This window comes from Dermacoccus sp. NHGro5, from assembly GCF_017565385.1.
In the GTDB taxonomy this organism is placed as follows: domain Bacteria; phylum Actinomycetota; class Actinomycetes; order Actinomycetales; family Dermatophilaceae; genus Dermacoccus; species Dermacoccus nishinomiyaensis.
Window position 1 is genome coordinate 85452 of record NZ_JAGEKQ010000032.1, and the last position, 7838, is coordinate 93289.

At 69.8% G+C, this 7838-nt stretch carries 6 protein-coding genes; 1 reads left to right on the plus strand and 5 read right to left on the minus strand.

Features of this window, described 5'->3' with window-relative positions:
- Positions 1 to 25: 25 nt before the first annotated feature.
- Together J4Z35_RS12325 and J4Z35_RS12330 are read right to left on the minus strand one after the other, a co-directional pair.
- Entirely contained in the window at positions 26 to 1840 is a 1815-nt protein-coding gene (locus J4Z35_RS12325; protein WP_074041103.1) for an MFS transporter, read from the minus strand.
- An 81-nt stretch (positions 1841 to 1921) separates the two neighbouring features.
- The gene (locus tag J4Z35_RS12330; protein WP_074041104.1) at positions 1922 to 2635 is read right to left on the minus strand and encodes an LppX_LprAFG lipoprotein; all 714 of its coding nucleotides are present in this window, start codon (positions 2633 to 2635) and stop codon (positions 1922 to 1924) included.
- Positions 2636 to 2756: 121 nt separating this feature from the next.
- Between J4Z35_RS12330 and J4Z35_RS12335 the strand changes: the two genes are divergently transcribed.
- Positions 2757 to 3665, plus strand: a complete 909-nt coding sequence (locus tag J4Z35_RS12335) for an alpha/beta hydrolase (RefSeq protein WP_144693533.1) — start codon at positions 2757 to 2759, stop codon at positions 3663 to 3665.
- Positions 3666 to 3779: 114 nt separating this feature from the next.
- Here the strand turns inward: J4Z35_RS12335 and J4Z35_RS12340 are convergent, their stop codons facing one another.
- The 3 genes from J4Z35_RS12340 to J4Z35_RS12350 form a co-directional block, all read right to left on the minus strand.
- A complete protein-coding gene (locus tag J4Z35_RS12340; protein WP_082740471.1) occupies positions 3780 to 4661 on the minus strand; it encodes a universal stress protein in 882 nt (293 codons plus the stop codon).
- A 194-nt stretch (positions 4662 to 4855) separates the two neighbouring features.
- Positions 4856 to 7516 (minus strand): ATP-dependent chaperone ClpB, encoded by a 2661-nt coding sequence (gene clpB, locus J4Z35_RS12345; RefSeq protein WP_208065623.1) that lies wholly within the window; start codon positions 7514 to 7516, stop codon positions 4856 to 4858.
- A gap of 127 nt (positions 7517 to 7643) precedes the next feature.
- Positions 7644 to 7838 (minus strand): helix-turn-helix transcriptional regulator (locus J4Z35_RS12350; protein WP_208065624.1); only part of this gene is annotated, 195 nt, incomplete at its 5' end.

Genomic DNA, 7838 nt, shown 5'->3' on the forward strand with positions numbered 1-7838 from the left:
CGGCCCCTGTCGGCGCCGCGGCCGTTCAGCTCTCGACGCGGCGTGAACCGATGACCCGGCGCCCCAGGAAGAAGAACGCCAGCACCGCCGCGACGAGCGCCGCGATTCCTGCGCCGACGAACACGGTGTGCACCTGCACGACGCCCGCGTCACGCACGGTCTGCTCGCTCGTATGAGCGGCCTTCTGCATCTCGACGCTGAACTGGTGCAGGCCGATCGCCGTCAGCAGCGCGAGGCCGACGACCATGCCCATCATGCGGCCGACGACGACGAGTGCCGACGTCACGCCGTGCGCGTCGTCGGGCGAGTCGGCGAGCGCCGCGTCGTTGACGGGCGCGATGGCGAGGCCGATGCCGAGGCCCGCGACGGCGAGCACGAGCGTCGAGATGACGACGCCGCCGAGCGCGTCGCGCCCCCACGTACTCATCGCGAGGATCGCGGCCCCGGCCATGATGAGACCGGGAGCGGCGACGAGGGCCGGCCCCACGCGTCGCAGCAGGAACCCGCCGAGGAACGCCCCGATGGGCACGGCGACGAGAAAGCGCAGCAGGACGAACGCGGCCGCCGTCTGCGAGTCCGTCAGCGTCAGTCGCGCGAGGACCGGGATCTCGACGACGATCGCGACGAGCGCCGTGCCGACGAGGAACGACACCAGTAGCGCGACGGGCACCCGCCCCGCCAGGACGCCGCGTTCGATGAGCGGTCGCCGCGCCGTGCGATGACGGATGACGTACCCGACGAGCAGCGCCGCCGCCACCGGCAGCAGTACGTATCCGGCGGGGCTGAGCACCTCCTTCGAGGTATCAGCCGCGGCGAACGCCCACACGATGCAGGCGAGCGCGCCCGTCAGCAGCACGGCGCCGGGCAGGTCGATGGCGCGTAGCCGCGGCCACCAGATCCGTGCCGTCAGCGCGATGCCCAGCACGAGGACGCCGAGGCCACGCAATGCGATGGGCGTCGCCATGCGCGAGGTGTAGCCGTCGTACGGGACGAACGGCAGGCCGTAGTCGACGTCGGAGGTCAGCCGCTCCGGCGCCCACAGCGCGAGCAGGACGAGGAGGGTTCCGACGAGCAACGCCAGCCACCCCAACCATCCGACGATGCGCGCCACGCGCCCGGGACCCGACGACGCAGCAGCGACGCGGTGCGCGCCGTCGCCAGCCGCGGATGTCGACGCGCCGCGCCCGCCCACCGGCTCAACGCCGCCGCCCACGTCCGGCACCTGCGCGCTCGTCCGTCGCCCCAACACACCGATCATGACGGCGAGCACGACGGCCGCTGCAGCGTTGACCCAGAAGATCGCGCGCCACGACCACACGGCGAGGATCGCGGCGCCGAGCAGTGGGCCGAGCACCGACCCCACTTCCTGCACCGCCGACACCATCCCGAGCGCCATGCCCCGTCGCCCGCGCGGCAGCAGATCCGCGACGAGGGCCAGCGTCGCGGGCACGAGCCCGCCGCCACCGATGCCCTGGATGACGCGCCCGCCGACGATGACAGGCAGGTCGACGGCGAGCGCCGTCACGACGCTGCCGAGGCCGAACAGCACGAGGCACCACAGCAACACGCGTTGGCGCGAGACGAGGTCGGACAACCGGCCGATGAGCGGCAGCACGGCGATGTAACCGAGCAGGAAGCCCGACACGATCGGCGTCGCCCGCTGCAGTTCGTCGATGCCGAGGCCGACGCCCGCCATCATGTCCTGCAGCGCGAGGACGACGACGTACGTGTCGGCCGCCGTCAGCAGCACGGCGAGTGCCGCCGTCGCGAGCAGCGCCTTCGAACGGGTGGCGATCGCCGGAACGTCGGCGTCGGGCGCGGTGGCAGCGGTGAGCGTCATGGGTCGTCGAGGTCTCTCGCGTCGGGGGTCAGTCGGCGGCCGGGTGCGTCACGAGCAGGGGTGAATCACCGGCAGGCACGGTCACGGCTGCTTGATGTCGACCTTCTGGTCGTACTTGGAGATGTCGATCGTGTACGTCGCGTCGGCCGAGTCGAAGAACGGGCCCGTGATGATCATGGTGCGCACCTCGTCGGAGTCCGTGAGGCCGACCTCGACGGTGTAGTCGCCGCGCGTCTTGCCGAAACCCATCGCCTTCGCGGCGCTCGGGCCGTCGAGCGTGCCCTTGTACGTCGTCACCTTCTCGCCGCCGACGAGCTTCTCGCCCGAACGCTTCATGTCCTTGCTCATGAGCGGCATCGCCGGGATGCCACTCGTCGCGTTGAAAAGCGACGTCGGGGACGGCACACCGAGCGACTTGAGGTTCACCGTCAGGTACTTGGGCGAGAAGCTCGGCTTCACCCAGTTCTTGTCGCCGATGCTGATGATGCCGGCCTTGATCTCGTTGCCCTGCGTGCTCGCCGTCACGTCACCCTTGAACGCGGCGGGCGAGTTGACGACGTCGCCCTCCCCCGCCTTGAGCGCCGGTTCGTCCTTCGGCGCGGCCGAGCACGTCACCTTCGTGTGGTACCCGGACGTCTTGCCGATCTTGTCCTGCGCGGCCTTGAGACGCTTCGTCACGTCCTCGCCGCTGGAGGCGTTCGAATCGGACTTCTTCGCCGACGAGCACGCCGTCAGGGCGACGCTCGCGAGCGCTGCCGTCATGACGCTGCGGCGCGTGGGCATGTGGGAGGTCATGAGCTCACCTGTCCGTCGGGGGTCGTGAGCGGATGCTCACCTGTCGTTGTGACGCAGCCTATGCAATGCAGGTTCCGAAACGGGGCGGTTCACCGTCTCCGGGTGTGTTTGAGTGGGTCGCGTGAACCACGAATTCGCCCGCACCACCGTCACCGCCGCCGACGGCGCGCGCCTCGCCGTCTTCACCGCCGAGCCGGCCGATCTGGCGCCCGACGCGCCGACCGTCGTCATGTCCCACGGCTGGACACTGAGCCACCGCTCGTGGGAACCCGTTGCGCAGCGTCTGCTCGATCGCGGCGGCGTGCGAGTCGTGCTGTGGGATCAGCGCGGGCACGGCGACTCGACGTTCGCCGGTGGCCGCATGCGCCCCGGCGACGAGACCGTGCGCGCGCTCGGCGAGGACCTCGCGAGCGTCGTCGCCGAGACGGCACCGGAGGGATCACCGGTCATCGTCGCGGGTCACTCGATGGGCGGGATGACGGTGATGGCGTTCGCCGGGCTGCACCCGGGGCTCCTGGGTGAGAAGGTCATCGGCGCGGTGCTCGTCTCGACGTCGTCAGGGCAGTTGCGCGGCTTCACCGTCCCCGGCGAGAAGTGGATCGTCAAGGCGCTCAAGCACGTTCCGCTCCGCCCGGGCCGTCTCGTCACCCTCGCCTCACAGCGCCGCGGCGGCTTCGGCATCGACCCGCTCGACGAAGACGTCCGGGCCGCGCGCGACCAGATCGCCGCCACGCGCATCTCGACGAGCGGCGCGTTCTACACCGCGCTCATGGCGCACGACGAACTCGCCGCGCTGGCCGCGCTGAGCAAGGTGCCCGTGCGCATCCTCGTCGGCTCGCGTGATCTGCTGACGCCGAAGCGCCACTCCATCGCTCTCGCCGAGGCCATGCCCGACGCTCACCTCGACATCGTGGACGGCCGGGGCCACATGCTGACGTACGAGGAGCCCGACCTCGTCACCGACGCCATCGGCGACGTCATCACGCAGGCCGGCGCGAACGATCAGGGCTCTGCCGTCACGTCCGCGTGACGCCGGGGCCATCGTGCGCCTGCCGCGGCCACGTCGGCGTCCCGCTCGGGACGCCTGAGCGCGGCGCCCCCGCGAAGGGGACGCCGCGCTCAGTCATGTGCGCGAGGTGGCGGCTCAAGCGTCGCGTCGCGGGACGACGATCATCGGCACGGGCAGCGACGAGAGCATGCGCGTCGCAGCGGAGCCGAGGAAGGTGCGTCGGTTCTGCGCGAGCCGGGACGAGCCGACGCACAGCGCCGTGCGCTCGTCCCAGTCGATCTTCTTGACGGCCTGCTTGAGCGAGCGGCCCTGACCGACGACGGTCGTGACCTCCGCGCGGTCACCGACGCGCTTGGCTGCGTCGGCGAGCACGCGCTCGGCCTCGTCGAAGCCGTCGACGTGGAACTGCTTGTCCTGCTTGAGCGAGACGAGCGAGATGAGCTGCAGCGGCAGGCCGACGCGCTTGATCGCGTCTGCGGCCTCGATGGCGACCTGGTGCGCGCCGGGGCGCGGGCCGATGGCGGCGGACAGCGACGAGAGCGAGTCGAACTTCACCTTGCGGTAGTTGCGCGGCGCCATGGCGATCGGGACGGGGCTCGAGTGCAGCAGGCCGCCGACGATGGCGTTCGTCGCGACGGGCTGACCCGCGCCCGAACCGGCACCGATGACGATGGCCTGCGAGCCAAGCTGCTCGGCTGCGGCGAGGATGCCCTGCGTGATCGACTCGCCGTAGACGACGTGCGTCTCGACCTCGACGCCCTCGCCCACCGACTTCGCGGCCGTCTTCAGCCAGCCGGCCGCCTCGCGTCCGACCTCCTGCTCGAAGGTGCGGTCGCCCGCGGTGACGGTGAAACCGTTCGTCTGCTGGAAGACGACGTACACGATGTCGAGCTTCGCCTCGAAGGTGCGCGCGAGCACGGCGCCGAGCTTGAGGGCGTCCTCGGAACGCTTGTCCCCACCCCAGGCCACGAGGTAGCGCGTGCCAGGAGTCGTCACTGCAGGTGTGTTCTCTGTCATACGTCAAATCTACCTGCCCCGATGCCGTGCCATCAGCGCCGCGATACGAATGTGACCGAAACTCGCAAGGGTGGACGAAAATCGCAGAAGGGGACGGGAATCGCAGAGGGGACGCGCGAAACGGGCCGGACACCGTGATCGGTGTCCGGCCCGTTTCAGTGTGCGGTTCACTGCTCAGGCAGCTGTCGCGACGATCAGCTCTCGACGCCCGCGTCGGGCTCGACCCTCTCCGACACGATGCGCAGACCCGTCACCGGAGGCTCGACGCCCTCCGGTGCCGTGACGCCATCCGGCAGCTCCAGCGCCGCGCCACGTTCGACGTCAATCGTCACCTTCTCGCCGTCGAGCACCTCGCCGGCGAGGAGTGCACGAGCCAGACGGTCGCCGATCTCCTTCTGCACGAGGCGACGCAGCGGGCGCGCACCGTACGCCGGGTCGTACCCCGTCTCGGCGAGCCACTCGCGCGCGGCCGGCGTCACCTCGAGGGTGATGCGGCGATCGGCGAGCCGCTTGCTCAGCGACGCGACCTGCAGCTCGACGATGTGCGACAGCTCGTCCCGCGTCAGCGGGTCGAAGATGACGATCTCGTCGAGACGGTTGAGGAACTCGGGCTTGAACTGCGCGCGCACCGCACCCATGACGGCGCCATGCTTGGCCTCCGGCGCCATCGTCGGGTCGACGAGGAACTGGCTGCCCAGGTTCGACGTCATGACGAGGATGACGTTGCGGAAGTCGACAGTGCGGCCCTGCCCGTCCGTCAGGCGCCCGTCGTCGAGCACCTGCAGGAGGATGTCGAACGTCTCCGGGTGCGCCTTCTCGACCTCGTCGAGCAGCACGACCGAGTACGGGCGACGGCGCACGGCCTCGGTCAGCTGACCGCCCTCTTCGTACCCGACGTAGCCGGGGGGCGAACCGATGAGGCGCGCGACGGCGTGACGCTCGGAGTACTCCGACATGTCGATGCGCACCATGGCGCGCTCGTCGTCGAAGAGGAAGTCGGCGAGCGACTTCGCGAGCTCCGTCTTGCCCACACCCGTTGGGCCGAGGAACAGGAACGAACCGGTCGGACGATCGGGGTCGGCGATGCCGGAGCGCGAACGGCGCACGGCGTCACTGACAGCCTGGACCGCGGCCTTTTGACCGATGAGGCGCTCACCGAGGAAGTCCTCCATGCGCAGCAGCTTCTCGGTCTCGCCCTCGAGCAGACGCCCGGCGGGGATGCCGGTCCAGCTGGCGATGACCTCGGCGATGTCGCCGGCGGTCACCTCGTCGGAGACCATCGGCGCCTCGCCGCCGGCCTTCGAGGACGTCGCCTCGGCTGCCTGCGCCTCGTCGAGCTGCTTCTCAAGAGCCGGGATGTCGCCGTAGAGCAACTTCGAGGCGTTGCCGTAGTCACCTTCGCGCTGCAGCTTCTCGGCCTGCGTGCGCAGGTCGTCGATCTGGGCCTTGAGATCACCGACCTTGTTGAGGCTGGCCTTCTCGGCCTCCCAACGCGCCGTCAGCGCGGCGAGCTGCTCCTCGGTGTCGGCGCGGTCGGCCCGCAGCTTCGCGAGTCGGTCGCGCGAGGCCGGGTCGGTCTCGCTCTCGAGGTGCAGTTCTTCCATGTTCATGCGGTCGACGCTGCGGCGCAGCTGGTCGATCTCGACAGGGCTCGAGTCGATCTCCATGCGCAGACGCGACGCGGCCTCGTCGATGAGATCGATCGCCTTGTCGGGCAGCTTTCGGCTCGTGATGTAGCGGTCACTCAACGTCGCAGCGGCGACGAGCGCCTGGTCGGCGATGGCGACCTTGTGGTGCGCCTCGTAGCGCTCCTTGAGGCCGCGCAGGATCGCGATCGTGTCCTCGACGCTCGGCTCACCGACGAACACCTGCTGGAAACGACGCTCCAGCGCCGGGTCCTTCTCGATGTTCTCGCGGTACTCGTCGAGCGTCGTCGCACCGACGAGACGCAGCTCGCCGCGCGCGAGCATCGGCTTGAGCATGTTGCCGGCGTCCATCGACGAGTCGCCGCCGGCACCCGCGCCGACGACGGTGTGGATCTCGTCGATGAACGTGACGATCTCGCCGTCGGAGTTCTTGATCTCCTCGAGGACGGCCTTGAGGCGCTCCTCGAACTCGCCGCGGTACTTCGCACCGGCGACCATCGCGCCGAGGTCGAGGGAGATGAGGCGCTTGTCGCGCAGGCTCTCCGGCACGTCCCCGGCGACGATGCGCTGCGCGAGACCCTCGACGACGGCCGTCTTGCCGACGCCGGGCTCACCGATGAGGACGGGGTTGTTCTTCGTGCGGCGGCTCAGCACCTGCACGACGCGACGGATCTCGCTGTCGCGGCCGATGACGGGGTCGAGCTTGCCCTCACGGGCGAGGGCCGTCAGGTCGGTGCCGAACTTCTCGAGCGCCTCGAACGTGCCCTCGGGCTCGGCGGAGGTGACCTTGCGGCCACCGCGCGTCGCGGGGATCGCCTGTTCGATCGCCTCCGCGTTCAGCGTGGAGAACTTGCCCGTGCGAGCGAGCGCGAGCAGCAGGTGGTCGGTCGAGGTGAACGCATCCCCCATGGCGCTCATGTCGCTGCGCGCCTTCTCGAGCACGTTGAGCAGCTCACGGCTCATGCCGGGCTGGCCCACGCTTGCACCCGAGCTGCTCGGGAACGTGCGCAGGTCGGCCTCGGCCTGCGCGATGACTGCCTGCGGAGTGGTGCCCGTCGCCTCGAGCAGCGGGCCGGTGGTCGTGTCGGTCTGTTCCGCGAGCGCCTTGAGGAGGTGCGCGGGCTCGATCGAGGGGTTGCCGGCCGACTGCGCGGCCGTCACGGCGGCCGAGAGGGCCTCCTGCGCCTTCGTGGTCAGTTGAAGATCCACTGCTGACTCCTTGTCGTTGAACGTCTTCTTGCTGCAATGCACGACGTGCGCTGACGGCCAGGTGGCTCGACAGCGACCGCACCTTCAGTATGGCTGGTCGCGCATCTTCCTGATGCTCCTATAGGTGTCAAGCAACGTCGAGCCAGGCCCGGTAGGCGGTTGCGAGTTCGGCGTTGGGGCGTCGGCCTCGTTCGAGTTCGGAGATGCGTGCGGGTTCTGCGCCGAGGCTGAGGGCGACGTCGAGCAGGGTGGCGCCTCGCTCGTGGCGCAGCTGCCTTAGGTCGTCGGTGCGGGGCACGAGGTGGGGCTTGGTCAACAGGCG